Annotated in this window: 20 protein-coding genes; 9 read left to right on the top strand and 11 right to left on the bottom strand. The window is 60.5% G+C overall.

Features of this window, described 5'->3' with window-relative positions; all coding sequences use genetic code 11:
- Positions 1–75: 75 nt before the first annotated feature.
- Positions 76–1614, top strand: a complete 1539-nt coding sequence (locus tag CI807_RS06050) for a PLP-dependent aminotransferase family protein (RefSeq protein WP_095014042.1) — start codon at positions 76–78, stop codon at positions 1612–1614.
- On the opposite strand, the gene CI807_RS06045 is transcribed toward CI807_RS06050, so the two are convergent.
- From CI807_RS06045 to aspA, 7 genes are all read right to left on the bottom strand, one after another.
- Positions 1611–6191, bottom strand: a complete 4581-nt coding sequence (locus CI807_RS06045) for a dermonecrotic toxin domain-containing protein (protein WP_095014041.1) — start codon at positions 6189–6191, stop codon at positions 1611–1613. The genes CI807_RS06050 and CI807_RS06045 overlap by 4 nt on opposite strands.
- 90 nt (positions 6192–6281) lie before the next feature.
- Positions 6282–7373 (bottom strand): polyamine ABC transporter substrate-binding protein, encoded by a 1092-nt coding sequence (locus tag CI807_RS06040; protein WP_028618524.1) that lies wholly within the window; start codon positions 7371–7373, stop codon positions 6282–6284.
- Complete coding sequence (locus CI807_RS06035) at positions 7370–8407, bottom strand: histone deacetylase family protein (protein WP_095014040.1); 1038 nt, start codon at positions 8405–8407, stop codon at positions 7370–7372. Before CI807_RS06035 ends, CI807_RS06040 begins: the two co-directional genes overlap by 4 nt.
- Before the next feature lie 153 nt (positions 8408–8560).
- Positions 8561–9553 carry an AraC family transcriptional regulator gene (locus CI807_RS06030; RefSeq protein ID WP_095014039.1) on the bottom strand — a complete coding sequence of 331 codons (993 nt, stop codon included), beginning with the start codon at positions 9551–9553 and terminating at the stop codon, positions 8561–8563.
- Between the two features lie 50 nt (positions 9554–9603).
- Entirely contained in the window at positions 9604–10581 is a 978-nt protein-coding gene (locus CI807_RS06025) for an asparaginase (RefSeq protein WP_095014038.1), read from the bottom strand.
- 76 nt (positions 10582–10657) lie between these two features.
- Entirely contained in the window at positions 10658–12103 is a 1446-nt protein-coding gene (locus CI807_RS06020) for a sodium:alanine symporter family protein (RefSeq protein WP_095014037.1), read from the bottom strand.
- 415 nt (positions 12104–12518) lie between these two features.
- Entirely contained in the window at positions 12519–13943 is a 1425-nt protein-coding gene (aspA, locus tag CI807_RS06015; RefSeq protein ID WP_028618519.1) for an aspartate ammonia-lyase, read from the bottom strand.
- A gap of 182 nt (positions 13944–14125) precedes the next feature.
- Between aspA and CI807_RS06010 the strand changes: the two genes are divergently transcribed.
- The 5 genes from CI807_RS06010 (at position 14126) to CI807_RS05990 (ending at position 17802) form a co-directional block, all read left to right on the top strand.
- Positions 14126–15046: a LysR substrate-binding domain-containing protein gene (locus CI807_RS06010; RefSeq protein ID WP_095014036.1), complete on the top strand. Its 921-nt coding sequence runs from the start codon at positions 14126–14128 to the stop codon at positions 15044–15046.
- Between the two features lie 203 nt (positions 15047–15249).
- The gene (gene purE / locus CI807_RS06005; protein ID WP_003176980.1) at positions 15250–15741 is read left to right on the top strand and encodes a 5-(carboxyamino)imidazole ribonucleotide mutase; all 492 of its coding nucleotides are present in this window, start codon (positions 15250–15252) and stop codon (positions 15739–15741) included.
- An 11-nt stretch (positions 15742–15752) separates the two neighbouring features.
- Positions 15753–16838 carry a 5-(carboxyamino)imidazole ribonucleotide synthase gene (locus CI807_RS06000; protein WP_095014035.1) on the top strand — a complete coding sequence of 362 codons (1086 nt, stop codon included), beginning with the start codon at positions 15753–15755 and terminating at the stop codon, positions 16836–16838.
- Between the two features lie 104 nt (positions 16839–16942).
- The gene (locus CI807_RS05995; RefSeq protein ID WP_016978642.1) at positions 16943–17188 is read left to right on the top strand and encodes a GlsB/YeaQ/YmgE family stress response membrane protein; all 246 of its coding nucleotides are present in this window, start codon (positions 16943–16945) and stop codon (positions 17186–17188) included.
- 77 nt (positions 17189–17265) lie between these two features.
- On the top strand, positions 17266–17802 hold the full coding sequence (locus tag CI807_RS05990) for a DUF3299 domain-containing protein (RefSeq protein WP_095014034.1): 537 nt from the start codon (positions 17266–17268) through the stop codon (positions 17800–17802).
- A gap of 108 nt (positions 17803–17910) precedes the next feature.
- Here the strand turns inward: CI807_RS05990 and CI807_RS05985 are convergent, their stop codons facing one another.
- Both CI807_RS05985 and CI807_RS05980 read right to left on the bottom strand, forming a co-directional pair.
- Positions 17911–18810, bottom strand: a complete 900-nt coding sequence (locus tag CI807_RS05985) for a D-hexose-6-phosphate mutarotase (RefSeq protein WP_095014033.1) — start codon at positions 18808–18810, stop codon at positions 17911–17913.
- A gap of 58 nt (positions 18811–18868) precedes the next feature.
- Entirely contained in the window at positions 18869–19273 is a 405-nt protein-coding gene (locus tag CI807_RS05980; RefSeq protein WP_003176975.1) for an acyl-CoA thioesterase, read from the bottom strand.
- A gap of 454 nt (positions 19274–19727) precedes the next feature.
- On the opposite strand from CI807_RS05980, the gene CI807_RS05975 reads away from it, so the two are divergent.
- Positions 19728–21017 (top strand): MFS transporter, encoded by a 1290-nt coding sequence (locus CI807_RS05975; protein ID WP_010207587.1) that lies wholly within the window; start codon positions 19728–19730, stop codon positions 21015–21017.
- Here CI807_RS05975 and CI807_RS05970 read toward each other — a convergent pair.
- Positions 21014–21514: a type II toxin-antitoxin system VapC family toxin gene (locus CI807_RS05970; RefSeq protein WP_095014032.1), complete on the bottom strand. Its 501-nt coding sequence runs from the start codon at positions 21512–21514 to the stop codon at positions 21014–21016. The two genes, CI807_RS05975 and CI807_RS05970, sit on opposite strands and share 4 nt — an antisense overlap.
- On the bottom strand, positions 21511–22545 hold the full coding sequence (locus tag CI807_RS05965) for a helix-turn-helix domain-containing protein (protein ID WP_095014031.1): 1035 nt from the start codon (positions 22543–22545) through the stop codon (positions 21511–21513). The genes CI807_RS05970 and CI807_RS05965 overlap by 4 nt, the downstream gene beginning before the upstream one ends.
- 293 nt (positions 22546–22838) lie before the next feature.
- On the opposite strand from CI807_RS05965, the gene CI807_RS05960 reads away from it, so the two are divergent.
- Positions 22839–23825 (top strand): phosphate ABC transporter substrate-binding protein PstS, encoded by a 987-nt coding sequence (locus CI807_RS05960; RefSeq protein ID WP_016978637.1) that lies wholly within the window; start codon positions 22839–22841, stop codon positions 23823–23825.
- A gap of 384 nt (positions 23826–24209) precedes the next feature.
- The gene (locus CI807_RS05955) at positions 24210–26243 is read left to right on the top strand and encodes an ABC transporter permease subunit (RefSeq protein WP_177409620.1); all 2034 of its coding nucleotides are present in this window, start codon (positions 24210–24212) and stop codon (positions 26241–26243) included.
- Positions 26244–26256: the final 13 nt, after the last annotated feature.

The following is a 26256-nucleotide window of genomic DNA, read 5'->3' as shown; positions in this document are numbered from 1 at the left end:
TGGCGAATGCTTGCATCCTAGGCAGGCTAATGGCTGGTTTAAAGATCCATCTGGCAGCCATTTCATAGGTCCAATATGTCGCCTGTCTCACCGCCCTTGTCATTCAACCCCGCCGGTATTGAGTTGGACCGCCGCCAAGGGCTGACGCGTCAACTGTATGAAGCCCTGCGCCAGCGCGTACTGGACGGGCGGCTGGTCAGCGGCACGCGCTTGCCGGCTACCCGAGACTTGGCGGCAGCATTGTCGATTTCCCGTAACAGCGTGGTGCGCGCCTATGACCAGTTGTATGCAGAGGGGTTTATTGAGAGTCGGGTCGGTGACGGCACTTACGTAGCCCAATTACCCACGGCTAAAAAACTATCCACAAAAGTATCCACAGGGTTATCGACAGGCTTATCCCCAGCCTTATCCACAAAATGGGCCAATTTACCGGAGGATCTGGACAGTGAAGTTATCCACAGCGGTGGCTTGGCGCAGATAAAAACCAACCATCTGCCCCAGCCTCCAGCGGGACCGCCACGGGCATTCCGGGTAGGTGTACCGGCGTTCGATCTGTTCCCATTTGAGGTGTGGGCCAAGCTGAACGGGGCGTTCTGGCGCAAGCCGGACCTGGAACAGCTCTGTTATGGCGACCCGGCGGGTGATGGTCGCCTGCGCGGTTTGATCGCCGCCTACCTGCGTAGCTCACGGGGCATGCAGTGCACGGCTGAACAAATAGTGATCACCAGTGGTGCGCAGCAGGCGATCAGCCTTTGTGCACAGTTGCTGGTAGAGCGCGGTGACGGCGTGGCGGTGGAAAACCCTGGCTATCGCGCCGCCGGGCATGCGTTCGCCCTGGCGGGCGGAAAGTTGCACGGCGTGCCGGTGGATGGCGAGGGCATTGATTGCCAGGTGCTCAACACCCTGCAGGGCTGCCGTGTGGCTTACGTCACACCGTCCCATCAGTACCCGTTGGGGGTGGTGATGAGCCTGGCGCGGCGCCTGGAATTGCTCGCCTGGGCCGAGCGCACGAGTGGCTGGATCATCGAGGATGACTACGACGGCGAGTACCGTTACAGCGGCGCACCATTGTCGCCCTTGGCGGCCCTGGATCGTAGCGGGAGGGTGCTCTACGTCGGCACGTTCGGCAAGGTGGCGTTTCCCGCGTTGCGCCTGGGCTATCTGGTTTTGCCGGTGGGACTGGTGGACGCATTCTCCCGGCGGCGTGCGGTGGACATGCGCCATTCCGAAGTGAGTACCCAGGCGGTGATGGCCGAATTCATGGCGGCCGGGCATTTCCAGCGGCATATCCGGCGTATGCGCCGAGCCGCACTCAGTCGGCGTAACGCATTGCTGAACGGCTGGCCAAGCGAGCTGCCGGGCGTGGACAACCTGCCCAATACGGCCGCAGGCCTGCACCTCACCGTGCGGGTGGACAGCTTGGCCCGTGAGCACCAATTGGTGGAGCAGGCCCGCGCCGTGGAGGTGGAGGTCAATGGCCTGAGCAGCTATTGGCTACCCGACTCCAGCATCCCGCCCGATCAGCGTGCCGGGCTGGTGCTGGGGTTTGCCGCAGTGCCCGAGGCGGCGATCAGTCACGCGCTGAGTCGATTGCGCAAGGCCTGGATCGGCTAGCCCATGAGCCGAATCGGCCTGGCCTTGAGGAACAACGAGCGGGCCAGTTGTGGGCCGATTTCACTGCGGTAGATGGCGATGTCGCTCAAGGGTTCGAACTTGCCTTTCATGAGCCGTTGCGACCGGGTTTTCAGGTGGGCCGCGGTATAGGCTTCCTCCGCCCCGGTCAGCGTGGTGTAGTGAAAGTGCGCGTACCACAACGGACGTTTGGTCTTGGTGTCTACCACCGCATATTCCTGCAGGAAACCCTTGTCGCGCCCGCTGAGTTTGATGCGCGGGCCTGCGGGCGGGTCGACCGTCACTTCACCTTCGCGCAACAACAATTCCACATGCGCCGCTTGCGGTGGACGGCGTTTGAGTACGTCGATTTTGATGCGTTTACCCTCCCGGTAGAGCTTTTTGACGGCCTCTTCGAGATTGCGGTTGGTCACCACCGCTGAGGGTGTGCTGCTCTCGGTCTGATTACTGGCGGTCAACGCCGCTTCGATGTCTTGGCTGGCCCGTTCCAGTTTGGCGGCCCTGCGATGGAAGCGCTCTTCAATTTCCACCGGCAACTGAGTGGTTTCCTTGGCCCAGGCTTCCTTGTCGGTGATAAAGGCGTCGACGCCGTCGGCCAAGTCCTGGCCAGCGTTGATGCTCATCGCCACGTCGCGAGCCTGGGCCCGGGTGGCAGGTTTGGGCGTGCGCTCTCGTTCAACCCAAACCCCTGGCTCTTTTTCATGGAAGGTGGCGATCACTTTACCGGTCAGCGGCTCCTTCACGTCGACCAGGGGCTTGCCGTCTTCGGCGGGGCTCTCACGCTCTTCGCCGGCCAGCATTCCCTGGTAGCGGGTTTTGATGTATTTCTTTTTTGCCTTGGGTGAGGGGCGAGACGGGCCTGGGGTGGGGGCCAGAGTTTTTCGCGAGCGAAGCTCCTCGGTCAATCGTTTTTCTGCCTGCTGGGCAAATTCGTTGATTTGTGTGCGCAGGTTTTCCAGGTCGGGTTTGTTGAGGTCGTTGGGGAATTCTGCCGGCAGGTCCACCAGGTTCTGGTCAACCCTGGCAAATTGCTCCTGCAGGCTGTCCAGGGTTTCGATCAACTGCTCCTGGGGGACGAAGTTGGCTGGGTGCAGGGCCTCCCTCAGCGTTTGTACCGCCAGCTCTGCGGCTTCGATGATGCCGCTTACGGCCTCCTTGGCATCAGCTTGGGTTACCGACTCGCCTGCCTTTATGCACAGATATTTACCCAAGGTGATCTTGTAAGCCCTGAGGTCATTTAGGTCATAGGTAGGCAGGTGGGGTTCGTTGAGCTGGATCAGCTTGACTCCCGGCGCACCCAGGCTGCGGGCGTCCTTGAAGCGTGCGCGTATATATTCCAGTCGATCGATCATGCCCTGGGTCGATGTAAACGTGCTCCGAAAGCGGGCCTCAGGCAAGGCGTCTTCTTGCGCGCCTTCAGCGTCGATGTGCTCGTGAATGGTGTTGAGTTCCTCGCGAAACGGAATCTGCTGTTCGGCGGCAGCCGAGCGCGCGAGCAGTATCTGGTGGTTCAGATAGCCTGCCATGGCCTCCTGATAGTTGGGTACCGTGTCGAGAATGTTCAAGGATTTGAGTTGTGAAATCGGCACATCCAACGTTTTGAGCTGCACGTCCACCTGTTCGATAAAGGTGGTTCTGGACGCCTCCTTTGCGGTGTCATCCGCCGCACGGTCAATCGCGCCGTGCAACGCTTCGAGATCCCTATGCCGCTGGGGGTGCTCCCGGTCAAAGGTTGCCAGTTGCTCACGCAAATCCGCGATTTTCGGCGGCCTCAGGGCTTCACCCTTTTTACGTCGAGCACGCAGGCCGCCGCCGCGCAGGCGCAAGCGCGTGTCGACAAACCATTGGCCCAGGCGGTTGCCGATCAGTGGCGGGCCGCGTCGGGCTGGTTGTTTCGGATCAACGACCAACACTTCGTCGTTCTCATCGACCACCACCTCAAACCATCGCGCACCGACCGGGGCGTACCAGTGTTCGCCTTTGGCATAGAGGTTCAGATGCGCCCCGGCGACCTTGTGTTGCTCGCCCAACTGATCTGGCTTAGGCAGCGCAAAACCGTCCAGGTAAGCCCCCAGGCTTAGCGCGTTACGGCTTAGGGCACCGCTGATATGCAGGGTGTGCTCGTGGCCTAGGGGCAGTTCCGCCGCGTCGATAGCAGGCTTTTGAATGACCTCGACGTCGGCCGTAGCCGGTGGCAACTCTGCCTGCGTGGCCGGTTTCTCGACCGGCGACTCAGGGCGATACCGCGTGGCAACATGCGTCACCAGCACCACGCCCAGCGTCAGCAGGATATCCACCACGGCGGAGAGCCCGGCGGAACGATCACCAATCTCTTCAGCGTCGACCAACTGTTGCAGGTCATCCATCAGTTGCCAGATCCAGGTCGCGGCGCCCACGGTGCCGCCCATGAACGGCAATACGCTATTGAAGATCAGCCATCCGGCGTGCTTGAAGCTTTCCCAGCGTGCCTCGGCGTTGGATACCGATTGGCGATCGGCCAGGGTGACCAGCGCGTTGGCGTTGGCTTTGAACAGCGTCGCGAAATCGTCGTCATGCAGCACCTCGCCCCCCAGGTCGATAGGTCCGGTCATCACCAGCGCGTTCAGCGGGTCATTTATCACACTGGTGAACACCCAAGGTGAAGGCAGGTTGCCCGGAAACACGAACTGCGCGTAAGCCGTCCGCACTCGGTCGGGAAGCCAGGCCAGGACCGATTGGCGTAACGGGGTTTGTTGTTTGATGGCGTACAGCAGGTTGGCCGGTGACGGGAACTCCATCAGTTGTTCCTTGCTCATCGGACAATAGAGCAGGCAAGGGCCTTTTTTCCGGTCTCGGGGGCCAATGATGAACATGTTGTCGACTATGTCGACGGTGTTGGTCAGGCGGCGCTTGGGGTGCAGTGACAATGGGCGGATGACGATCGGCGTGCCGTCGACTTCACGGGCTGCACGGTCTTCATTCATTGCAGCGCAGACGTAGCGATAGCCCTGTTCGGTCAGGCCGTAAACCTTGCGAACCCTGTACTGCAACGCCAGCAGCGGAAGTTGCAGGCGTAATTGGGCGCTGTAGAGCTTTTGGCGGCGTAGTGATTCGGCAGAGTCGCCCAGCAAGGTGCGTTTGACCAAGGCTGGGTACTGCTGGCCGACATTTGCCTGGGTGATCAGCGTTTCCAGATAGGTTGCCGTCATCCAGGCGGGTACGCCATTGCCGTTTTGAGAGCTGACGGTTTTGTTGCCCAAGGGCAGCGCGATCAGGTTTTCCAGGGCCAGTTCGGCCAGGGTAAAGGTTTGGGTTTGGGTATCTCCCGGCACCACCAACGTGCCCCAAACTACTTGGCTGGTGACGTTGATCCGCACGTTATTGAGCGTCGAGCGTGCAACGCCAGGATGGTCCCTGACCATCAGCGTGTGAATGGCATCCAAGGCGAATTCGTCGATGGGCTTGATGCCATCGTTAAACTTTTTACCGGCGTCCTGAATGTGCAGGGCCGCCAGGTCCATCATGTAGCGCCCGAAGGCCGTTTGTTCGGACGGCAAAGCCTTGAGCATCCAGGTGGGCAAGGCATCGCGCACCCAGTCAACCCGGGCGGGGTCCATCAGCTCGAACGAGTCAACTTCGTCGCTTGGCGGCTCCAGTGCAGCGCTGGTCACCAGTTCACCGTCCTCAAAGGACACGGCGCCCAGCGCCTGTATCTGCAACGAGATAAATGAGCAGGCCTGTTGTTCAAAAACATCACCCGAGGGTTCGAACAAACGCCATTGCACCGCTGCGGGCGGCGCAATACCAATCTGCAGGCTCAGGGCATCGCCAAATGCCTTCAAGGTTCTGAAAGAAGCGTAACCGTCGATGATCGAATAGCTGAGGATAATGTCCCGCTCGCCGAGGCGGCCGACCAGCACCGTCAGCGCCGACAGGTTGAAGTGTTTGACCTGTGCGCCGCGTTGAATGTCGACATCGATCAAGTAAACCTTGGTGCCGTACTTGTCATGGGGCAGGCGCTGGGCGTAATCGGGGTAGTGAAAAACCGTCCTGGCGAGCGCGCACTGGTCCTCGTCCCAACCTTCGACGCTTTGCACATTCCAAATCGCACGCAGCGAGTTGGCCAGCGTGCGCCAGCGCGGGCCGCTGTGGTTGACGCTCTGGTTCCAGAACGCGAGTTGCTGCTCCTGGTACGCGACCATGAGCAGCGGTGCCAGCTCGTTGATCAGGCGGCCGATGGCGTCGACCTTGACCGGTAGGTGAACGTTTGGCCCGGTGATGGATTGATAGACCAGGTAGTGTTCGCCGTCGATCCAGGTCACCGGGGTGCCGGATTTTGTGCTGCGGTGCAACGCCCCGGTCAATGACTGAAGGTCCGGCGCTGCAGGCACAATCAGCTCACCACTGATAAACCAGTGTGGCGTGACCAGCATGGACAGGTCGGGGTCAATCTTGAGGTCCGGGTACAGCTCACGCAAGCTCGAACGCAGGGTGGTCGCTGCGACTTCGCGCAACGAGGGGCCGGTGGTCAGTTGGGCCAGCAAATCATTGCCACTGGGCGTGGAGGGTAAAGAGGGCAAGGGGCGCTCCTGATAGACGAGGCGATGAGCTGCACAATGCAGCTCAAGACCTCGCCTACGTTAGGGCGCCTGCCCGTCAGGCGGTGGTAGTTAGGTACCCGATTTGATCTTGGTCCAGGCCCGCGTCCTGGCGCGTTCGGCGTCACGGCCCAGAGGCTTCAAGGTATACAGCGTGGCCATCGCCGCTTCGGTGGGGTACAGGTTGGGGTTGTTGCGGATCGCTGCATCGACCTGCTCGGTAGCGTCCTTGTTCGGGTTGGGGTAGCCGACAAAATCGCTGATTGGGGCGATCACCTGCGGTTGCAGCAGGTAGTTGATGAAGGTATAGGCGTCCTGCGGGTTTTTCGCACCTTTGGGAATGGCGAGCATGTCGAACCAGATTGGCGCGCCTTCTTTGGGTAGGCGCATGTCCACGGTCACGCCGTTCTTGGCTTCCTTGGCGCGGTTGGCGGCCTGGGAGAAGCTGCCGGAATAGCCGACGGCCACGCAGATGTCACCGTTGGCAATGTCGGCCATGTACTTGGACGAGTGGAAATAAGTGATGTACGGACGGATCTTCATCAGCAGCGCTTCGGCTTTCTCATAGTCCTTGGGGTTGCTGCTGTTGGGATCCAGGCCCAGGTGTTGCAGCGCCAGGGGCAGGATCTCCGAGGGCGAGTCCAGCAGGGCGACACCACATTGCTTGAGCTTGCTGATGTTCTCTTCCTTGAATATCAGGTCCCAGCTGTCGACCGGTGCGTCGCTGCCCAATGCTGCCTTGACCTTGTCGGGGTTGAAGCCGATCAGGATGGTGCCGTACATGTAGGGCACGGCGAATTTGTTGCCCGGGTCATTGGCTTCGATCAGCTTCATCAGCTTGGGGTCGAGGTGGTTCCAGTTGGGCAGTTGGCTGCGGTCCAGCGGTTGGAAAACTCCGGCCTCGATTTGCTTGGCCAGGAACACATTGGACGGCACTACCACGTCATAGCCGGAGTTTCCGGTGAGCAGTTTGGCTTCCAGGGCTTCGTTGGTATCGAAGATGTCGTACACCAATTTGACCGTGGGGTTTTGTGTCTTGAAGTCTTCGAGCGCCTTGGGCGTGATGTAGTCGAACCAGTTGTAGACCCGCAGGGTTTTCTCTTCGGCGTGGGCCGCGCCGCCAAGCACGGCGGCGCAGAGGGCAACGTACTTGAGCATCTTCATGGTGCTGATCCTTGTTCAAAACCTTCGAGGACGTTAACGGCGTTGATGCCGATTTCTTCGACGGCGTAGCCGCCTTCCATCACGAACAGCGTGGGTTTGCCCAGGTGGGCGATACGTGCGCCCATCGCCAGGTAGTCCGGGCTGTCGAGTTTGAACTGCGAGATAGGGTCGTCCTTGAAGGTGTCCACGCCCAGGGACACGACGATGATGTCGGCGCCATAGCGTTCAATCTCGGCGCAGGCCTCTTCAAGCGCTGTGCTCCACTGGTCCCAGCCGGACCCTGCCGGCAGCGGGTAATTGACGTTGAAGCCTTCACCTGCACCTTCGCCCAACTCATCGGCATAACCGAGAAAAAACGGGAACTCTGCTTCCGGGTGGCCGTGGATCGAGGTGAACAGCACGTCGCTGCGCGCATAGAAGATCGACTGCGTGCCGTTGCCATGGTGGTAGTCGACGTCGAGGATCGCGACCCTCTGGTGGCCGTGATCGAGAAAGGCCTGGGCGGCGATGGCGGCGTTGTTGAGGTAGCAATAACCGCCCATCAAATCGCTGGCAGCGTGATGGCCTGGCGGGCGACACAGCGCGAAAGCACTGCGCGCGCCTTGCTGGATCGCCTGTTGCGCCGTGAGCGCCACTTGCGCCGCGCTATACGCTGCTTGCCAGGTGCCGGCGGTGATCGGCGCGCCGCCGTCGAAGCTGTAGTAACCGAGTTGGCCGTGCAGGCTGGTGGGCAACACACGGCGCAAGGTGCGGGCGGGCCAGGTGTAGGGCAACAGGTCGCCGTCTTGGCCGTAGGCGGTCCAGCGTTGCCAGGCGCCTTGGAAGAAGTCGAGGTAATCGCGGCTGTGGATGCGTTGCAGCGGTGCCAAGCCAAAGTCCTGCGGGGCGTGGACCGGGCCCAGTTCGCGGTCTTTTACCCGTTGCAGCACGTGGTCGGCCCGCGAGGGCATTTCGAAGCAGGGCATCAGTTGCCCGTCCATCAGTTCACAACGGCCGTGGTGCAGGTGGTGATCGTCTGAGTAGATCGTCAGCATTTGTTGTTCTCCGCAAGCTGTGTCAGTCAATGCAGTCTTGCGGTGGGGCGGTTTTAAGAAAACGGCAAGAGCGGCCAAAAGGGGATAAATACGGCCAAATTGTGTGTCCGCAAATCGCCCCGTTAGCGCGCATCGGCGCGCCATTGCGATGCGTCAGGGGCGAAATTGACTGGGGGCCACGCCACTCCAGCGTACAAATGCGTGGCGAAAGCTGGCGGTTTCACTGAAACCGAGTTGTTCCGCGATTCGGTAGATTGGCAGCTCGTCCTGCCCCAGCAACTGTTTGGCGCGGTCGAAGCGCAGCTCGTCGAGCAGTTCTTGGTAGCTGCTGCCCAAGTCGTGCAGATGCCGACGCAAGGTTCGCGCGGAACAGTTCATCTGCTCAGCCAAACCTTCAATGCCGGGCGCGGCGTGGAGCTGGGCGGCGAGCAGGCGGCGGATTCGACCCAGCCAGGCCTGACGTCCGGTGAACTCCAGGTTCTGCTTGCGACAGCGATCGGTCACGGCTTGATGGGTGACGGCGTCGGCCAGTGGTAGCGGTTGGTCGAGCCAGCGCTTATCAAACGCGAAGGCGTTGGTGCTGGCTTCAAAATGCAGCGAGCACGCGAAGCACTCGTGGTAGCGCGCGTGATAGTCCGGCGCGCTGTATTCGAAACTCGCACCGAGTAACGGCAGCGGCTGGCCCAGCAGGTCGTCGCAGATGAGTTTCAGCGAAACCAGGCAGAATTCGACGTTGAACATTTCCAGCGCGGGCGTTTCCCGGTAATCGGCGGCAGTCAGCCAGATACGCTCACCGTCGTTTTCCAGGCTCAGCTCGAAAAGTGTTCCCAACAGCGCCGGGTAGCGCAGAGCCAGGCGCAAAGCGTCACCGAAGGTGGCACAGGTGAGCAGGGCATAACCGAGCATGCCGTAGGACGACACATGCATCTTGCGGCCCAATTCGAGGCCAATATCCCGCCGCAGCGCGACTGCGTTGGTACATACACGCATCTCCTGGTTGGTGGTGATGCAGGCGTCGGCGCGGCTCAAGTCCGCGGCGCAAATGCCGCTGCCCGCGAGCAACGTTTCAGCGGGCAAGCCTTCGGCCTTGAACGCATTAATGACCAGCGAGACGGCGTTGAGGGTAGTGAGGTGGGAGTGCAACATAGAGTCTTCCAGCCACGGGATGGCTGGAAGAGGAGCAAGTTACATGCCGCTCAGCGCAACTCGCCGCACAGGTCCAGCTCCACCAGGCGGCGGACTTCCTGGGTAGCGAGCCCGGCACCGATCAGCGCATTGAGCTTGCCGAACGCTGCTTCCCGGGTCATGCCGCCGCCGGACAATACGCCCACGCCGCGCAGGCGACTGCCGGCTTCGTAGACGTCCAGCTCTACGCCGCCTTCATGGCATTGGGTGATGGCTACGACCGCAATCCCTTCAGTCTGCGCGCGTTGCAGGCTGGCGAGGAACGCGGGGTTGTCGCTTGGCCCGGTGCCGCTGCCGAAGCATTCAAGGATCAGTGCCTGGATGCCGCTGTCGATCAGCGCATCCAGTTGCGCGGCAGCAATGCCAGGCACCAGCGGCAGCACGCCGACATTGGCCAACGCTTTCGGCTGGCGAAAATGCAGCGCCACCGGGATTACATCGGCCTGGGCCACGCCGCCGTTGCGTTGCAATGCGGCAAACGGATGACGGCCAAAACTGCGGATCTTCGCGCAGCGGGTCGGCGCCATCAGTGCGCCATGGAAATACAGGTGAACGCCGGGTGCCAGGCCTGCCCCCAGGGCAATCAACGCGCCGCTGACGTTTTCCCAGGCATCGCTGTCGGGCACCCCGGCGGGCAACATCGAGCCGGTAAACACCACTGGCGCAGGCAGGCCGAGCAATTGGAAGCTCATGGCCGCCGCGCTGTAGGCCAGGGTGTCGGTGCCATGCAGGATCAGTACGCCATCGCAACCTTCATCCACCGCTTCAACCACGGCCGTGCGCAAACGCTGCCAGTAGTCCGGGGTCATGTTGGCGCTGTCGATCAGTGGCGACATTTCCCGAAAACGCCAGTTGGGCAGTTGCTCGTTGGCAAGCTGTTCGCGCATGCGGGCTTCGAAGCCGGATGCGGGGGCCAGGCCATTGGCGCTGGCCTGCATGCCGATGGTGCCGCCGGTGTAGAGCACCATGACGTTGTTGGATGCTGACATTGAGATTCTCCTGAACGAAAAACGCCGCCGGGCCCAGAGCATGCCCAAGGCGAGGCGGCGTGTCATCTATCTACGCTTAGCGTTGCGTTTGAGCGTTCAGCTCTGCCGATGGCGCCGCTTCCGGTTTTACCGGATTGGCCGGCCAGGCCTTGCGGTCCAGGTCCAGGTCAGGGAATTGACTGGAATCGAACACCGGGGTCTTGATGCCCGCTGCGCGCTGGTTGTCGTAGTCGTTCAGGATGCGCATGGCGATCTTGAACAGGAACGCCAGGGCGAACAGGTTGACGAACGCGAGCATGGTCATGGTGATGTCAGCGAAGGCGAACACGGTGCTCAGGTTCTCGATGGAACCCCAGAAAATCAACACAAGCACCAGTGCGCGGTAGCCCATCAGCACCTTGCGGTTGTTACCGACCAGGAAGCGCAGGTTGCTCTCGCCGAGGTAGTAGTTGTACATGATCGAAGTGAACACGAACAACGCTAGGGCCACGGAGATGAACATGCGGCCCCAGTCGCCGACCACAGCGGCCAGGGAATTCTGGGTCAGGGCAATGCCGTCGCCTTCGAAACCTGGGGTGTAGAAGCCGGAAAGCAGGATCAGCAGCGCAGTACAGGTGCAGATCACGAAGGTATCGAGGAACACGCTGAACGCCTGGACCACGCCCTGGGCAATCGGGTGTTCTACAGAAGCGACTGCCGCCACGTTAGGCGCACTGCCCAGACCGGCTTCGTTGGCGAACACGCCACGCTTTACGCCCATGATAATTGCACTGCCGACCAGGCCACCGAAGGCTTGGTCGAGACCGAAGGCGCTCTTGACGATGGTCGCGAGCATGGCCGGAACGTGGTCGAATTGCAGCACGATCACGTAAAGCGTCACAGCGATGTAGACCAGGGTCTTGACCGGCACTAGCAGGTCGGCAATCGAGGCAATACGCTTGATCCCGCCGATGAACACCAGGCCCAGCAATACAGCCAGCGCAAGGCCGGTGTAGGTGGTGTCCAGGCCGAAAGCGTTGTTCAGCGAGTGAGTCACGGCGTGGGCTTGCAGGCCGTTGAAGGCGAAGCCGAAGGTCACCAGCAGCAGGAACGCCATGACCATACCCAGCCAGCGCTTCTGCAGGCCGTGCTGGATGTAGTAGGCCGGGCCGCCACGGTAGGTGCCTTCAGCGTCAGTGCGCTTGTACAACTGGCCGAGGGAGCACTCGATGAAGCTCGACGACATGCCCACCAACGCGGTGACCCACATCCAGAACACGGCACCGGGGCCACCCAGGGTCACGGCAATGCCGACGCCGGCAATGTTGCCTGCACCCACACGGCCGGCCAGGCTGAGCATCAGCGCCTGGAAGGAACTGAGCTGACCGGAGCTGCTCTTCAGGCTGTCTTTGAACACCGAGAACATGTGGAAAAAGTGACGCAGTTGAACGAAACGCGAGCGAATCGTGAAATAACCGCCGAGCCCGACAATGAGCACGATCAGTACTTTCCCTGAGAGGAAGTCGTTGATGACTTCGAGCATGGAGTGTTCCTCGCTGATTTTTCTAATGGCAAACGCAGGACGGTCCGACGCATCGTTTCGCACCAGGCAGTGCACGACGCTCCGACCCCAATCCTTTTGCGGGTGTTGTTATTCATGCGGTTTCGCGCTGTACCGGGCCTCGTTACCGACGGCCGCAGACGCGAAGAGGGGCGGCACTATACCTAGGCGAACGTGATCCGTCTGCCCGAGTCGATTAAAGGTTTGTAGGAGCGAGCTTGCTCGCGAAGGTCGTGAACGATAATGCGTACCTCCTGGATGGACGTGGTGTCTTGCCGTTTTTCGCGAGCAAGCTCGCTCCTACAAGCAAAAAAAAGGGCCTGAAGAACGAGCCTTCAGGCCCTCAAAAGGTGAGAGGTGTCTAGTCCCTCAACCTGGTGAGCGGTGCAACAAACGCTTAGGCCTTCAGGGGGACCAAGCGTGGGGCAATCATGTTTTCGGGGCGCAGGATGTCGTCGAGCATGGCGTCGTCGAGCAAGCCTTCTTCGCGCACCAGTTCCAGCACGCCGCGGCCGCTTTCAAGAGCGATACGCGCAATGCGGGTGGCGTTTTCATAGCCGATGTACGGGTTCAGCGCAGTGACCAGGCCGATGGAGTGCTCCACCAGTTCACGGCAGCGCGCTTCGTTGGCGGTGATGCCGACGATGCAGTGCTCGCGCAGCATGTCCATGGCGCGTTGCAGAAGGCGGATCGAGTCGAAGATCTTGAAAGCGATCAGCGGCTCCATCACGTTCAGTTGCAGTTGGCCGCCTTCGGCTGCCATGGTCAGGGCCAGGTCGTTGCCGATGACTTGGAATGCAACCTGATTCACGGCTTCCGGGATCACCGGGTTGACCTTGCCGGGCATGATCGAGCTGCCTGGCTGACGGGCCGGCAGGTTGATCTCGTTGATCCCGGTACGTGGACCGCTGGACAGCAGGCGCAAGTCGTTGCAGATCTTCGACAGCTTCACCGCCGTACGCTTGAGCATGCCGGAGAACAGGACGAAGGCGCCCATGTCGGAGGTGGCTTCGATCAGGTCGGCTGCTGGCACCAGCGGCTGACCGCTGATAGTGGCCAGGCGTTGCACGGCCAGGGCCTGGTAGCGCGGGTCGGCGTTGATGCCGGTGCCGATGGCGGTGCCGCCCAGGTTCACTTCGGTCAGCAGCTCTGGCGCCAGGGTTTTCAGGCGGGCCAGGTCTTCGCTCAGGGTGGTGGCGAAGGCGCGGAATTCCTGGCCGAGGGTCATCGGCACGGCGTCTTGCAATTGGGTACGGCCCATTTTCAGCACGTGGCCGAACTCGACGCCTTTGGCGGCGAAGGCCTGGATCAGGCTGTCGAGGCTGGCCAGCAGCGCGTCATGGCCCAGCAGCAGACCCAGTCGGATCGCGGTCGGGTAGGCGTCGTTGGTCGACTGCGCCATGTTCACGTCGTTGTTCGGGTGCAGGTACTGGTACTCGCCCTTGTTGTGGCCCATGGCCTCCAACGCGATGTTGGCGATGACTTCGTTGGCATTCATGTTGGTTGAAGTGCCAGCGCCGCCTTGAATCATGTCCACCACGAACTCTTCGTGGAAATCGCCGCGGATCAGACGGGCACAGGCTTCGCTGATGGCAGCGTGCTTGGCTTCGCTGAGCTGACCCAGCTCGCGGTTGGCGTCAGCCGCCGCTTGCTTGACCATTGCCAGACCGACCACCAATTTCGGGTAATGCGAAATCGGAACGCCCGAGAGGCGGAAGTTGTTCACCGCTCGCAGGGTCTGGATGCCGTAATACGCTTGAGCCGGTACTTCAAGTACGCCAAGCAGGTCTTTTTCGGTACGGAATGATGCAGCAGAGGACATGACGGAAATCATCTCGATAGGGACCCGGAACTGGCCGGAACGCTGCGAATGCTAGGCTTGTGGAAGTTTTTGGGCCAATGCTGTTAAACACTGGCCTATGCACAAACGGCATAATGCAGGTGTGACCCGGCTATCATGACGGGCGTGTGTGCCAAAATGGTGCGTACCCGTGGGAGGAAGTGATGAACCTAGAGAGCAAATGGCTGGAAGACTTCAGCGCCTTGGCGGCCACCCGCAGCTTTTCCCAGGCGGCGGAGCGACGCTTTGTGACCCAGCCGGCGTTCAGCCGACGGATCCGTAGCCTGGAAGCGGCGTTGGGGCTGACGCTGGTCAACCGTTCGCGCACGCCGGTCGAGCTGACGGCGGCGGGGCAGTTGTTCCTGGTCACCGCACGCACGGTGGTCGAACAGCTCGGTGAAGTGCTGCGCCATTTGCATCATCTGGAAGGCGGGCAGGGCGAAGTCATGCAAGTGGCAGCGGCACACTCCCTGGCGCTGGGTTTCTTTCCACGCTGGATTGCGCAATTGCGTAACGAAGGCTTGAACATTGCCACGCGTTTGGTCGCCACTAACGTCGGTGATGCCGTGCACGCCCTGCGCGAAGGTGGTTGTGACCTGATGCTGGCGTTCTACGATCCGGATGCCGCGATGCAGATGGACTCGGAAATCTTCCCCTCCCTGCACCTGGGCAACACTGAAATGCTGCCGGTATGCGCCGCCGATGCCGATGGCAAGCCGCTGTTCGACCTGGAAGGCGAGGGCAGCGTGCCGTTGTTGGCCTATAGCGCCGGTGCGTTTCTTGGCCGCTCGGTGCACCTGCTGTTGCGCCAGCGCGCCCTACGCTTCACCACCGTGTATGAAACCGCCATGGCTGACAGCCTCAAGAGCATGGCTTTGGAAGGGCTGGGCATCGCCTGGGTGCCGCAACTGAGCGTACGGGCGGAGTTGGCGCGCGGTGAGCTAGTGGTGTGCGGCGGCCCGCAATGGCATGTTCCGCTGGAAATTCGCCTGTATCGCTGTGCCTTGGTGCGTAAGGCAAATGTGCGGTTATTGTGGCGAAAACTGGAAGGTGGAGCAGCACAGAATCCGGCCGGGGAGCGCTGACCTTAGAGTCAATAAAACCGCTGGTTTGCGCCGCTAGACAGATGGTCATCCGAGGGGCTGTTTATCTCGATTATTACGGTATACTGCGCGGCCTTCGGCCGGTCCAACCGGCCTTAATTCGTACACCAAGCCACGCCGGATTTCCCGCGTGGCTTGTTGTTTTTTGACGCGCCTGCGGGCGCCCAGAGAGAAGAGGCACGACGATGAGTGCATTGGTTGGCGTGATCATGGGCTCCAAGTCCGATTGGTCCACCCTTAGCCACACCGCCGATATGCTGGAAAAACTCGGCATTCCGTATGAAGTGAAAGTGGTCTCTGCCCACCGCACCCCGGACTTGCTGTTCCAGTATGCCGATGAAGCAGAATCCCGTGGCATCGAGGTGATCATCGCCGGTGCCGGCGGTGCAGCGCACCTGCCAGGCATGTGTGCGGCAAAGACCCACCTGCCGGTGCTTGGCGTGCCGGTGCAGTCGGCGATGCTCTCGGGCGTGGACTCGCTGTTGTCCATCGTGCAGATGCCAGCCGGCATTCCGGTGGCGACCCTGGCGATCGGCAAGGCCGGCGCGATCAACGCGGCCCTGCTGTCCGCCAGCATCCTGGGCGCCAAGCACCCGCAGTTCCACGCGGTGCTGAAAAAATTCCGTGCTGAGCAGACAGACAGCGTGCTGGACAATCCAGACCCACGCATCGCCTGAGGTTGTTGACGATGAAAATCGGTGTAATCGGTGGCGGCCAACTGGGCCGCATGCTGGCCCTGGCGGGAACCCCGCTGGGGATGAACTTCGCTTTCCTGGATCCGGCCCCGGACGCCTGCGCGGCCGCGTTGGGTGAACACCTGCGGGCTGACTACAGCGACCCGGACCACCTGCGCCAACTGGCCGACGAAGTCGACCTGGTGACCTTCGAGTTCGAAAGCGTCCCGGCTGAAACCGTGGCCTTCCTGTCGCAGTTCGTGCCGGTGTACCCGAGCGCCGAAGCCTTGCGCATCGCTCGCGACCGCTGGTTCGAGAAAAGCATGTTCAAGGACCTGGGCATCCCGACCCCGGCCTTCGCCGACATCCAGTCCCAGGCGGACCTGGATGCCGCCGTCGCCAGCATCGGCCTGCCGGCCGTGCTGAAAACCCGCACCCTGGGTTATGACGGCAAGGGCCAGAAAGTTCTGCGTACCGCCGCTGACGTAGTGGGCACCTTCGCCGAACTGGGCAGCGTCGCCTGCCTGCTGGAAGGCTTCGTGCCGTTCACCGGTGAAGTCTCGCTGATCGCCGTGCGTGCCCGTGATGGCGAAACCCGCTTCTACCCGTTGGTGCACAACACCCACGACAGCGGCATCCTCAAGCTGTCCGTGGCCAGCACCGACCACCCGTTGCAGGCCCTGGCGGAAGATTATTCCAGCCGTGTGCTCAAGCAGCTGGATTACGTCGGCGTGATGGCGTTCGAGTTCTTTGAAGTCGACGGTGGCCTCAAGGCCAACGAAATCGCTCCGCGCGTGCACAACTCCGGGCACTGGACCACCGAAGGCGCCGAGTGCAGCCAGTTCGAAAACCACCTGCGGGCGGTAGCGGGCTTGCCGCTGGGCTCCACGGCCAAGGTCGGTGAGAGCGCCATGCTCAACTTCATCGGCACCGTGCCGGCGGTGGATAAAGTCATCGCCATCGACGACTGCCACCTGCACCACTACGGCAAGGCCTTCAAGGCCGGGCGCAAGGTCGGCCACGCCAATCTGCGTTGCAAGGACCGCGCAACGCTGCAAGCGCAGATCCTCAAGGTTGAAGCGCTGATCGCCGAGCAATAAGGCAAGTCCGACGGGAACCATTGGTGACCGTCGTCTCTCTGATTGCAGGATGCCAAAGCCTGACTAGGCTTTGGCATAGCTCACTTCAATCAGAGGGAAATGCCATGGGTATCATCGGAACCATCTTTATCGGCTTGATCGTCGGCCTGCTGGCGCGTTTCCTCAAGCCTGGCGACGACAGCATGGGCTGGATCATGACCATCCTGCTGGGTATCGCCGGCTCCCTGGCCGCGACCTACGGTGGTCAGGCGCTGGGTATCTACCAAGCGGGCCAAGGTGCAGGCTTCATCGGTGCCCTGGTTGGCGCGATCATCCTGCTGGTGATCTACGGCCTGATCAAAAAGAAGTAATCAGCCGACAAAGTCCTCTGCGCTGCGCAGGCGCAGGGGGCTAGAATGCTCGGCACTTGTACTTGCCGAGCTTCTCCATGCGCCGTCTTCTGTTGATTCTCCTTTTGCTGGGCCCTGGCCTGGCGCACGCCGGTGAACTGCCGGAAACCGACTGGCTTGACCTGATGCCGCTTTCCGACCAGAAAGCCCTCGAAGCCATGCCCGAGATCGACCACAACTCCCCCGAAGCCCAGGGCACCTTTACCGATAAAGGTGGCTTGAAGCAGAGCAAGGGCTTGCCGGCGGTGATGTATTCCACCAAGACCGTGGCGGCCATGAATGGCAAGAACATCCGCATCGGCGGCTACCCGGTGCCGCTGGAGACCGATGCCAAGGGCAGGAGCACCTTGTTCTTCCTGGTGCCGTACCCAGGTGCGTGCATCCACGTGCCGCCACCGCCGCCCAATCAACTGGTGCTGGTGCGCTACCCCAAGGGCTTGAAGCTGGATGATATCTATACGCCGCTTTGGGTCACCGGCACGCTGAAGGTGGAGAAGGTCAATAACGACCTGGCGGACGCAGCGTATGCGCTGGAGGCGGGGAAGGTGCGGGTGGTGAAGGAGTCCGATCTCTAACACACCGCCAAACCCGTAGGAGCCGGCTTGCCGGCGATGAGACCCTTGAGATCGAAGGTGATTTTGCGGGCCTCATCGCTGGCAAGCCAGCTCCTACATGGGTTGGGTTTACAGGGCGATACCGGTGATGCTCACGCCCAAGGTATGACTTTCGCCTGGCGCCAGGCTTACCACATCATCCAGCACATTCGCCGTCTCGATGCACAGCATGCCCTGCCAGCCATCATCGGCCATGTCGTCAAACGCCTTGGCGCGTTCGGTCCAGGGGTTCCAGATCACAGTCGACTTCGAACCCTCGGCAGTGAGCTGAATACGGCGCTGCCAGTCCTTGTCGACAATACTCAACTGGGACGGCGTGTCGAGGTAGATGCGATCGGTCTCGGCGGTGAAGTGCAGCGGACCGGATTGCGTCTTCTCGGCCCAGTTGTCCGCGGTATCGATATACGTCAGCCCGTCCAGCCCTTCGACCTGCACGTTGCGCACATCGCTGACGGCGAAGTAGGTATGCAGCGCCTGACTGAGGGTTACGGTGTCGGTGCCACGGTTATGGCTGGTCAGGCGGATATGCAGTTGCTCATCCAGCTGCAGGCTCAGTGTCAGGTCAACCTGATGGGGCCAGCCAGGAAAGCCGCCTGCAGTGACCGGCAGTACCAGATCAACGCGGAGCGCTTCACCTTCAAGCTCGGTTACGGCCAACTCCCATAACGCGGTGCGCACGAAACCGTGGGCGCCGGCGGTCTGGTCACTCTGGCGCATCGCCTTGACGCTCTGCGGGTTGCGGTCGAATACACCAAACCATGGCCAGCACACCGGCACGCCAGTACGGATGCCCTTGCCCTGCTTGAACACCGCTTCAGGGTTCGGCCAGATCAGCGGCTGTTCGCCATCGCGCCCGTAGCTGAAGATGTGCGCGCCCTGCTGGGCCACCATCAGTTCGGCACCGTTGTGGCGAATGCGCCAGCAGTCCAGCTCGTCGATTTTCACGGTTTCAACGTGGGGCGTCGGCATAACAAAACACTCTTCATGGCAGGCAATGGGGCAATTGACCGTCAAATCCCGGCGAGGTTTAACGTGCGCGCGACGGAACCGAGCGCGTGCGACCGCTGCCGTCGATGGCGACGAATACAAATACCGCCTCGGTCACTTTGCGCCATTCGCTGGACAGCGGGTCGTCGCTCCACACTTCGACCATCATCTGGATCGAGCTGCGGCCGATTTCCAGGGCCTGGGTATAAAAGGAGAGCTGCGCGCCCACCGCGACCGGTACCAGGAACGCCATGCGATCAATGGCCACGGTTGCCACACGCCCACCTGCGACCTTGCTGGCCATGGCCGTGCCGGCCAGGTCCATCTGCGCGACCAGCCAGCCGCCGAAGATGTCGCCAAAACCGTTGGTTTCACGCGGGAGCGCGGTGATTTGCAGGGCGAGATCGCCTTGCGGGATAGGATCTTCTTGTTCGAGTTCGATCATGCCGAGGGCCTCTGACCCGTAACGCTTCATGGGTATTTCAAGTGGATAGCCGTCTTCGAAAAAAACGTTTCAGCACCAACATACACCGCGTGATGCGTTTCTCGTAAGGCGTACTAAAGGGAAACTCTGCCAAATCGGCTGGATGGCACCCAACGGCGTTTTGGCACAGCAGCCCCTCAAGACTGCGGTTCTTGCGTTTGCAAGGGCCGAGTATATCGAGACCCTGACGCCACGACGACCTCTGGAGGCTCATTTGGTCGGCATTTAGCGGCTGTATCGCGGCTTTTTCCGGCAACTGTGCTTCTGGGCGCAGATAAAGAGCAGGAAACGGGAATATTCCGCGCCTTTGAACTGTTATTCGCTCAACGCTGTGCTTTTTCTAGCGATTTGCTATCTTGCCAAACCTGCCGCAAGTCCCGCTTGCCGTCCTGATTACTATAAGAGAAGCCTTGCCATGTCCTCCGTGCCCGCAAGCAGTGCGCAACCTTCGCGCCCGCTGACCCGCAACGACTACAAAACCCTGTCGCTGTCTGCCTTGGGCGGGGCGCTGGAGTTTTATGATTTCATCATTTTCGTGTTTTTCGCCACCGTGGTCGGGAAACTCTTCTTCCCCGTGGACATGCCCGAATGGCTGCGCATGATGCAGACCTTCGGCATCTTCGCTGCCGGTTACCTGGCCCGCCCCCTGGGCGGCATCATCATGGCGCACTTCGGCGACCTGCTTGGCCGCAAGAAGATGTTCACCCTGAGCATCTTCATGATGGCCGTGCCGACCCTGATCATGGGCCTGCTGCCAACCTACGCGCAGATCGGCCTGTGGGCACCGGTGCTGTTGCTGCTGATGCGCATCATCCAGGGCGCTGCGATTGGTGGTGAAGTGCCAGGCGCCTGGGTGTTCGTCTCCGAACACGTACCGCCGCGCCATATCGGCTACGCCTGCGGCACCCTGACCAGCGGCCTGACTGCCGGCATTCTGCTGGGTTCGCTGGTGGCCACCGCGATCAACACTCTTTATAGCCCGGAGCAGGTCTCGGATTTCGCCTGGCGCATCCCGTTCCTGCTCGGCGGCGTGTTCGGCCTGTTGTCGGTGTACCTGCGCCGCTGGCTGCATGAGACGCCGATCTTCGCCGAAATGCAGCAGCGCAAGACCCTGGCCGCCGAGCTGCCATTGCGTGCAGTACTGCGTGATCACCGGGGTGCCATCGTGCTGTCGATGCTGCTGACCTGGCTGCTGTCGGCTGGCGTTGTGGTGGTCATCCTGATGACCCCGACCGTGCTGCAGACCGTCTACCACTTCAGCCCGACCGTGGCGCTGCAGGCCAACAGTCTGGCCATTGTTACCCTGAGCCTGGGTTGCATCGCCTCGGGCGCCTTGGCTGACCGCTTCGGCGCCGGCCGCGTGCTGGTCACCGGTTGTGCACTGCTGCTGGCGACGTCCTGGACGCTGTATCACAGCCTCATGGCGCACCCGGATTGGTTGTTCCCGCTGTACGCCTTGACCGGCCTGTTCGTGGGCACCATCGGCGTGGTGCCGTATGTGATGGTCAAGGCCTTCCCGCCTGTGGTGCGGTTCAGTGGCTTGTCGTTTTCCTACAACGTGGCCTACGCGGTGTTCGGCGGGCTGACGCCGTTGGCGGTGTCGCTGCTGATGAAGGAAAGCCCGATGGGCCCGGCTTACTACGTTGCCGCCCTGTGCTTGATGGGGATGGTGGTGGGTGGGTATCTGTGGAAGCGTTCGCGCTAGCCCTTATCAGGCTCTCGCCAGCGCGAGAGCCTCGTTTCGCATTCGGCACCTGGCAAACGGGCACCATGCCAAAGCATATTTTCCAGTGCCTGTGCGGCTATTGATGATGTGATTGCGTGGTGTTCGACCATGAGGTCGAGTAGCCAGAGCGCGCCGCGTACTTGGATACCATCTTTCTGCGCCTGGCGACGCAGCTTCCCATCGCCCGTCAGCAACGGCCTGCTTGTTGTCAGGGCTAATAAATAGCAGGACACATCGGCTAACGAGCTGTTGCAGTGCTCGGTTTTCAGCTTGAGTAACTTTTGTACGCCTCCCTCATCAAACGGTTCCACCAATAACCCTTGGGCGAGTAGTTCGTCGTGCGGGAAGTCTTCCAACTCGTATAGAACGAAGTCGGTACAGCAGAGAGTGAAGGGGAGTCTGAACATTTGTTCCAGCAGTCCGGCATTTCTGAAATCGATCCAGATATTCGTGTCGCTGATATAGATCAGGCTCATGCACTCTCCAGTGCCTTCAAGGGTCTGCGCAATAACTCTGCGGCTCGGGACCTGGATATCAGCTCTTCTGCCAACGCCCAGAACACCAAAGACTCGAAGCGTTGCGGTGGTTTACAGGGCAACGGCTCGGGTTCAGCCTTGCGCCAGCCGTTAGTGCTGAATTGAAGGGTGAGTAATTTGTAGCCGGTGTCGCCCACCAGGTTGAGATCTTTCAGGCGACGTAGCGCGGCGTGCATTGATAGTCCGTACTGGCGCTTGGCAATCAGTAGTTCCTGGGTATGAACTCTGGAGCGCGGTCTACTACCGAAGTCGTGGATAACGGCCTTGGAAGGATAAAGAAAGGCTCCGGCGAAACGGTGACAACAGTTTTCTTTGTCGCGCTCAGGCATGTCTTCGGGCAGTTGCATTACCCAATGCCCCAATTCATGAGCGGCAGTGAATCGGATGCGCTCACCCGCGCGATGAGTGTTCAAGGCAATGAGTACATGCTCACCGTCACAGGTGGCGACACAGGCACCATCGAAATCATCGGGTCCATCCAGCATTACTACCTTGATGCCATGTTCTTCCAGTTGTTCGGTCAGGTTAGCGATCGGGTCACCGCCTATGCCCCAATATTTTCGCAGTTCGTCAGCCGCGATCTCGGCGTCTTCTATAGAAGAGACCGGCAGTAAATACGCTGGGGTTTTGGCAGTCTGCATATCCTGCGGCTCGAAGCATTCTTCCAGGGCAATATAGCGTTCCAGATGCTCCCGGACCTGCTCCTCGACCTGCACCTGGCGGTATTGAGGCATCTTGGCCAGTTTGCGGAACTCAAGCGGGGCCAGAGGCAAGGCTTCAGGGCGGAAAAAATACTCCGGACTCACTTCCAGTACTTTGGCCAATTGCAAAAGCCGCTGTGAGTTGGGAGTACTTAATCCCTTTTCATATTTACTCAGGCCTTGTTTGGTGATGTCGCCCAACTGGAGTGCTAGCGCTTCAAGTGACATGCCCTTAAGCAGCCTTGCGCGACGAATTCGGTCATTGATCATAAAAGTCTCCTTAGGTTGACAAGGCTATTCCTGACTGTGTATTTGTCAACCTTTGGTGGAGTTTTGAATGCGCTGGCAGGTTAGGGGGCACGCGTCCGAGCAGCAACCCTAAAGGGCTGTCGGAAAAGTCCGAGCGGGATCTTGACCAACATTTCTGAGTGTTCCCGGTTTAAGCCAGAGTCGTGTCCAATAGTGGCCTTTCATCTAACTGTCACATTCCAGACATAGAGTGTTCACACGGCCTCCCGATACTTGGCCCCGATCCAACTATCCCTATCTGCTAGGAGCAAGGCATGAAACTGAAACGTTTGATGGCGGCAATGACTTTTGTCGCTGCTGGCGTTGCGACCGCCAACGCGGTGGCCGCTGGTGTTGATCCGGCAATCCCGGCGTACGTGAAGACCACTGGTGTGTCGGGCAACTTGTCCAGCGTCGGTTCCGATACCCTGGCTAACCTGATGACCCTGTGGGCCGAGGGTTACAAAAAGGAATACCCGAACGTCAACATCCAGATTCAAGCTGCCGGCTCTGCGACTGCGCCACCTGCGCTGACTGAGGGCACCTCCAACCTGGGCCCGATGAGCCGCAAGATGAAGGACACCGAACTGGCGGCCTTCGAGCAGAAGTACGGCTACAAGCCAACCGCTATCCCGGTTGCCGTGGATGCCCTGGCCGTGTTCGTGCACAAGGACAACCCGATCCAGCACCTGACCATGGAACAAGTCGACGCGATCTTCTCCTCGACTCGCCTGTGCGGTGGCAAAGCCGACGTGAAAACCTGGGGTGACCTGGGTGTGACCGGCGACCTGGCCAACAAGCCGGTTCAACTGTTCGGTCGTAACTCGGTATCCGGCACCTACGGCTACTTCAAAGAAGAAGCCCTGTGCAAAGGCGACTACAAGCCAAACGTGAACGAACAACCGGGCTCGGCTTCGGTCGTGCAGTCGATCAGCTCCTCGCTGAACGGCATCGGTTACTCGGGCATCGGCTACAAGACCGCTAGCGTGAAGACTGTGGCCCTGGCCAAGAAAGGCAGCACTGACTTCATCGAAGACAGTGAAGAAAACGCCCTGAACGGCAAATACCCGCTGTCGCGTTTCCTCTACGTTTACGTCAACAAAGCCCCGAACAAGCCTCTGGCCCCGCTGGAAGCTGAGTTCGTGAAGCTGGTTCTGTCCAAACAGGGCCAGGAAGTTGTGGTGAAAGACGGCTACATCCCACTGCCAGCCAAAGTCGCCGCCAAGGCCCTTGCTGACCTGGGTCTGAAAGAAGGCAACTGATTGCCTCTGCGGGGCCGGAGTACCGGCCCCGCATCCGAATTTTCTAGTCCGCTGCCAGCCTTGCTTCGCGGCGGATTTGTTGCGTCACTGCACTGTCATCTTTCTGTCATACAGGATCGCTAGGGTGTGCGCATGAATGATCTGGCCAATTCCACCATGACGACGACTTCTCCCCCCAAGCGCATTGACTTCAATACGCCTGAGCTGCAACGCAAGCGCCGCATTCGCGCGCTCAAGGATCGCCTGACCCGTTGGTATGTGTTGGTCGGCGGCCTCGCCGTCCTCGGCGCTATCACCCTGATTTTCTTCTTCCTGGCCTATGTCGTTGCGCCGCTGTTTCAAGGTGCCTCATTGACCAAGGAAGACGCCCTGACTCCGGCCTGGATCCAGGACGCGGGCAAGCCGCTGATGATCTCCCTCGAAGAGCAGAACCAAGTCGCCATGCGGGTTTCCGACAAGGGCCAGGCACTGTTCTTTAATGTGGAAACCGGCGCCGAACTCAAGCGTGTCGACCTGCCACTGCCTGCCGGCACCAGCGTTGCGTCTATCGGTGAAGACCAGCCCGGTAGCCCGTTGGTGATCCTGGGTCTGTCCAATGGCCAGTCCATGGTGTTCCGCCACACCTATAAGGTGTCCTACCCGGACGGCAAGAAAACCATTACGCCTGCGATCGAATACCCCTACGGTGAAACGCCGATCGTGCTGGATGACGCCGGTCGCCCACTGGAGCATGTCGCCCTTAACGCCACTGATTCCACCTTGGTGATTGCAGGTTCCGCCGGTTCGCACTTGAACGTGCTGTCCCTGAGCCGCGAAGAAAACATGATGACCGGCGAAGTCACCAGCGAGCAGAAGCGCATCGAGCTGCCGCAGATGACCGAGCCGGTGAAGGCGATCTTCATTGACCCACGTCAGCAATGGCTGTACGTGATCAACGGCCGCGCCCTGGCCGATGTGTTCAGTCTGCGCGACAAGAGCCTCAACGGGCGCTACAAATTGCTCGAAGACGGCACGGCCGAAATCACCGCCAGCACGCAGCTGGTGGGCGGTATCTCGTTGATCATCGGCAACTCCAAGGGCGGCCTGGCCCAGTGGTTCATGGCCCGCGATCCGGATGGCGAGCAGCGCTTCAAGCAGATCCGCACCTTCCAGATGGGCACCACGCCTATCGTGGAAATCTCCGCCGAAGAGCGCCGCAAAGGCTTCACCGCCCTCGACGCTGCCGGCAACTTCGGCGTGTTCCACAGCACCGCGCACCGCACATTGCTGGTGGATCCGGTAGTGGATGGCCAAGGCGTGTACGGCATGTCGCCACGGGCCAACCGCGTGATCGTGGAAGCCGGCGGCAAGCTACAGCCTTTGATGCTCGACAACCCGCACCCGGAAGTATCGTGGAGCGCACTGTGGAGCAAGGTTTGGTACGAAAACTACGACGAGCCTAAATACGTCTGGCAATCGACCGCCGCCAACACCGACTTCGAGCCCAAAATGAGCCTGGCCCCGCTGACCTTCGGCACCTTGAAGGCGGCGTTCTACGCCATGCTGCTGGCTGCGCCACTGGCCGTTGCGGCAGCGATCTACACCGCCTACTTCATGGCCCCGAGCCTGCGCCGCAAGGTCAAGCCGGTGATCGAGTTGATGGAGGCGATGCCGACGGTGATCCTCGGCTTCTTCGCCGGCCTGTTCCTGGCGCCGTATGTGGAAGGGCATCTACCGGGCATCTTCAGCCTGTTGATGCTGTTGCCGATTGGCATCCTGGTGGCCGGCTTCATCTTCAGCCGTTTGCCTGAATCCCTGCGTCTGCGCGTTCCCGATGGCTGGGAAAGCGCGATCCTGATCCCGGTGATCCTGTTCGTCGGTTGGCTCTCGCTGTACATGAGCCCGTACCTGGAAACCTGGTTCTTCGGTGGCGACATGCGCATGTGGATCTCCCACGACCTGGGTATCACTTACGACCAGCGCAACGCTCTGGTAGTGGGTTTGGCCATGGGCTTCGCCGTGATCCCGAACATCTATTCCATCGCCGAAGACGCCGTGTTCAGCGTGCCACGCGGCCTGACCCTGGGCTCGCTGGCCTTGGGCGCCACGCCGTGGCAGACCATGACACGCGTGGTGATCCTGACCGCCAGCCCGGGCATTTTCTCGGCACTGATGATCGGCATGGGCCGCGCTGTCGGCGAGACCATGATCGTGTTGATGGCCACCGGTAACACCCCGGTGATGGAGATGAACCTGTTCGAAGGTCTGCGCACCTTGGCGGCCAACGTCGCAGTGGAAATGCCCGAGTCGGAAGTGGGCGGCAGTCACTACCGCGTGCTGTTCCTCTCGGCACTGGTACTGCTGCTGTTCACCTTCATCATGAACACCCTCGCGGAGCTGATCCGTCAGCGTCTGCGCAAGAAATACTCGTCGCTTTAAGAAAGGTAGAAGT

The sequence above is a fragment of the Pseudomonas sp. NS1(2017) genome (assembly GCF_002269425.1).
Lineage (GTDB): Bacteria > Pseudomonadota > Gammaproteobacteria > Pseudomonadales > Pseudomonadaceae > Aquipseudomonas > Aquipseudomonas reactans.
The sequence above is the reverse complement of the archived record's forward strand: the minus strand, read 5'-3'. Positions and strand labels throughout refer to the sequence as shown.

What these genes read in the sequence shown, in the direction of transcription:
- CI807_RS06050 (WP_095014042.1), top strand. Translation starts at nt 76, where the DNA reads ATGTCGCCTGTCTCACCGCCCTTGTCATTCAACCCCGCCGGTATTGAG.
- CI807_RS06040 (WP_028618524.1), bottom strand. Translation starts at nt 7,373, where the DNA reads ATGAAGATGCTCAAGTACGTTGCCCTCTGCGCCGCCGTGCTTGGCGGC.
- CI807_RS06035 (WP_095014040.1), bottom strand. Translation starts at nt 8,407, where the DNA reads ATGCTGACGATCTACTCAGACGATCACCACCTGCACCACGGCCGTTGT.
- CI807_RS06030 (WP_095014039.1), bottom strand. Translation starts at nt 9,553, where the DNA reads ATGTTGCACTCCCACCTCACTACCCTCAACGCCGTCTCGCTGGTCATT.
- CI807_RS06025 (WP_095014038.1), bottom strand. Translation starts at nt 10,581, where the DNA reads ATGTCAGCATCCAACAACGTCATGGTGCTCTACACCGGCGGCACCATC.
- CI807_RS06020 (WP_095014037.1), bottom strand. Translation starts at nt 12,103, where the DNA reads ATGCTCGAAGTCATCAACGACTTCCTCTCAGGGAAAGTACTGATCGTG.
- aspA (WP_028618519.1), bottom strand. Translation starts at nt 13,943, where the DNA reads ATGTCCTCTGCTGCATCATTCCGTACCGAAAAAGACCTGCTTGGCGTA.
- CI807_RS06010 (WP_095014036.1), top strand. Translation starts at nt 14,126, where the DNA reads ATGAACCTAGAGAGCAAATGGCTGGAAGACTTCAGCGCCTTGGCGGCC.
- purE (WP_003176980.1), top strand. Translation starts at nt 15,250, where the DNA reads ATGAGTGCATTGGTTGGCGTGATCATGGGCTCCAAGTCCGATTGGTCC.
- CI807_RS06000 (WP_095014035.1), top strand. Translation starts at nt 15,753, where the DNA reads ATGAAAATCGGTGTAATCGGTGGCGGCCAACTGGGCCGCATGCTGGCC.
- CI807_RS05995 (WP_016978642.1), top strand. Translation starts at nt 16,943, where the DNA reads ATGGGTATCATCGGAACCATCTTTATCGGCTTGATCGTCGGCCTGCTG.
- CI807_RS05990 (WP_095014034.1), top strand. Translation starts at nt 17,266, where the DNA reads ATGCGCCGTCTTCTGTTGATTCTCCTTTTGCTGGGCCCTGGCCTGGCG.
- CI807_RS05985 (WP_095014033.1), bottom strand. Translation starts at nt 18,810, where the DNA reads ATGCCGACGCCCCACGTTGAAACCGTGAAAATCGACGAGCTGGACTGC.
- CI807_RS05980 (WP_003176975.1), bottom strand. Translation starts at nt 19,273, where the DNA reads ATGATCGAACTCGAACAAGAAGATCCTATCCCGCAAGGCGATCTCGCC.
- CI807_RS05975 (WP_010207587.1), top strand. Translation starts at nt 19,728, where the DNA reads ATGTCCTCCGTGCCCGCAAGCAGTGCGCAACCTTCGCGCCCGCTGACC.
- CI807_RS05970 (WP_095014032.1), bottom strand. Translation starts at nt 21,514, where the DNA reads ATGAGCCTGATCTATATCAGCGACACGAATATCTGGATCGATTTCAGA.
- CI807_RS05965 (WP_095014031.1), bottom strand. Translation starts at nt 22,545, where the DNA reads ATGATCAATGACCGAATTCGTCGCGCAAGGCTGCTTAAGGGCATGTCA.
- CI807_RS05960 (WP_016978637.1), top strand. Translation starts at nt 22,839, where the DNA reads ATGAAACTGAAACGTTTGATGGCGGCAATGACTTTTGTCGCTGCTGGC.